The organism is Bifidobacterium sp. POST2/T3 (B1) (assembly GCF_058197115.1).
This window is the reverse complement of the sequence record NZ_JBVPQK010000465.1, coordinates 1-2,010: the sequence shown is the minus strand read 5'-3', so window position 1 is coordinate 2,010 and position 2,010 is coordinate 1. Positions and strand designations below refer to the sequence as shown.

Annotated in this window: 1 protein-coding gene; it reads left to right on the top strand. The window is 53.2% G+C overall.

Annotated features, from left to right (window positions below; genetic code table 11):
* Positions 1-26: 26 nt before the first annotated feature.
* Positions 27-2,010: DUF4422 domain-containing protein (locus AC0AP0_RS12810; protein WP_490430763.1), on the top strand; the 1,984-nt coding region annotated here is incomplete at its 3' end.

Here is a 2,010-nt window from a genome sequence, read left to right as displayed (position 1 = left end):
TAGCTATACAAGGAGATGCCAGCTATATGCCAAAGATCTCAGTCGTAATTCCCGCCTACAACGTGGGCAGGTACCTTCCGGAATGCCTTGCCAGCATCAGCTCACAAGATTACAAGGACTTCGAAGCTCTGGTCATCAATGACGCAAGCACGGACAACACGGCGGCCGTTGCAGCGGAAGCAGCCGGCAAAGACGAGAGAATCCGATTGGTGGAGCACCCCAGCAATATGGGCACCCATTTGACCAGACGCACTGGTGTACAAGAAGCCAAGGGTGAGTATACCTTCTTCCTGGATGGCGACGATGCCCTGGCGCCTTCCATGCTAAGCGAGCTGTCAGAAGCCATAGACCTTCACCCTGCTGACATCATGCATTTTGGCATCACTGTGACGGCAGCGAACGGCACTCTGGACAAAGAACGGCAAGATTTCGAGAACTTTAACAACAAACCCACCAAGCCAAGCCAGGGCCTCGATATCGTTCGCGATATTTTTGATGAAGACCGCGGACAACAGGTTGACTGGCGGTTCACCCAGCGGCTCTATAAAACGGCTCTGCTCAAGAAAGCCTTTGCCGCCATGACCGACAATCGCCTAGGCCGCTCCCAGGATGGGTACGAGTGTTTTGTCACCTCAGCGCTTGCGCGGTCTTATCAGCCAATCAAGGAATGCAGGGGATACCGCTATTACTATGGCCGTGGAATCAGCGGCACCGCACAGATTACCCCCAAGCTGTACGCACGATATTGCCGGGAATTCCAATCGAACTTTGCAGCTGCGTATGACTTCGCCAACAGCCAGCACTCGGCCATATTGCAGAAATGCGCCCTGGGCTTCGAGCATAAGGGCACAGAGATACTGGCCAATGACTGGTTGCTGCGCATCGATGATGAGCATAAGGCAGAGGCCGCCCAAGAAATGAGCGACATTTTCGGCCCCGCTATCACCGGCAGGGAGATCTATCGCTTTATTCGAGATAGAGCATATGACTTTCTTCATCAGCAATCCGCCATTGATGATTCAGACCCGCTGTGGGGTTGGAAGGCCGTAGCAGATGGGATATTTGTGAACTCTGCTCCCCCTCTGCAGCTTGAACGCTATCAAAGCATGCGCAGCAAGGCCAATGAACACCTGAGCGATCTCAAGGCCCGACAGACGCTTGATGCCTATGACCGACAGCGCATCAGGATTTTCGTAACAACGCATAAAAAAGTCGACATCCCCAAGTCCGAGATTCTGCAACCCGTGCAGGTAGGCCCTGGCCTTAAAAAGGCAAGGATGAAGAATACCCTGCACGATGATGACGGCACTAACATCTCAGAGAAGAACCCCAGATACTGCGAACTCACCACGCAGTACTGGGCATGGAAAAACGTCGATGCCGACTATTACGGCTTCTGCCATTACCGTCGATACTTCGATTTCTCCAAGGACACCCACAGGGAGAACCCTTATGGGGAAATCATGGATGACTATATCGACGATGCCGCCATCGAACGATATGGCCTGGACGACGCAACTATCTCTGCAACTGTCAAAGGCTATGACGTTATCACCACCGGCATCAAGGACCTTCGCACAACCATCGACAATTGGGGCAGCCCGCTGGCTCTGTACAGGGCAGCACCGGACCTGTACCTGAAGGATTTGCAAAAGGCCTGCGCCATCGTCATCAAGTCGCACCCTGACTATAGCGATGACGTCAAGCAGTATCTGCATGGACATTATTCCTGCTTCTGCAATATGTTTATTATGCGCAAGGACCTCTTCTTCGCATACTGCCAGTGGCTGTTCCCCATACTCGACGAATTCGAGCGGAGCACCGACATGTCCGCATACAGCCAGGAGGGTCTGCGTACGCCAGGCCATCTGGCCGAGCGGCTTTTCAACATCTGGCTTATTCACCAGCGCCGGATCAAGCCCACATTGCGTACCAAAGAGCTGCAATGCGTTCATTTTACCCACCCAGAACAGCAGACGATCTGCAGGCCTCTTGAACTTGCCGACAATG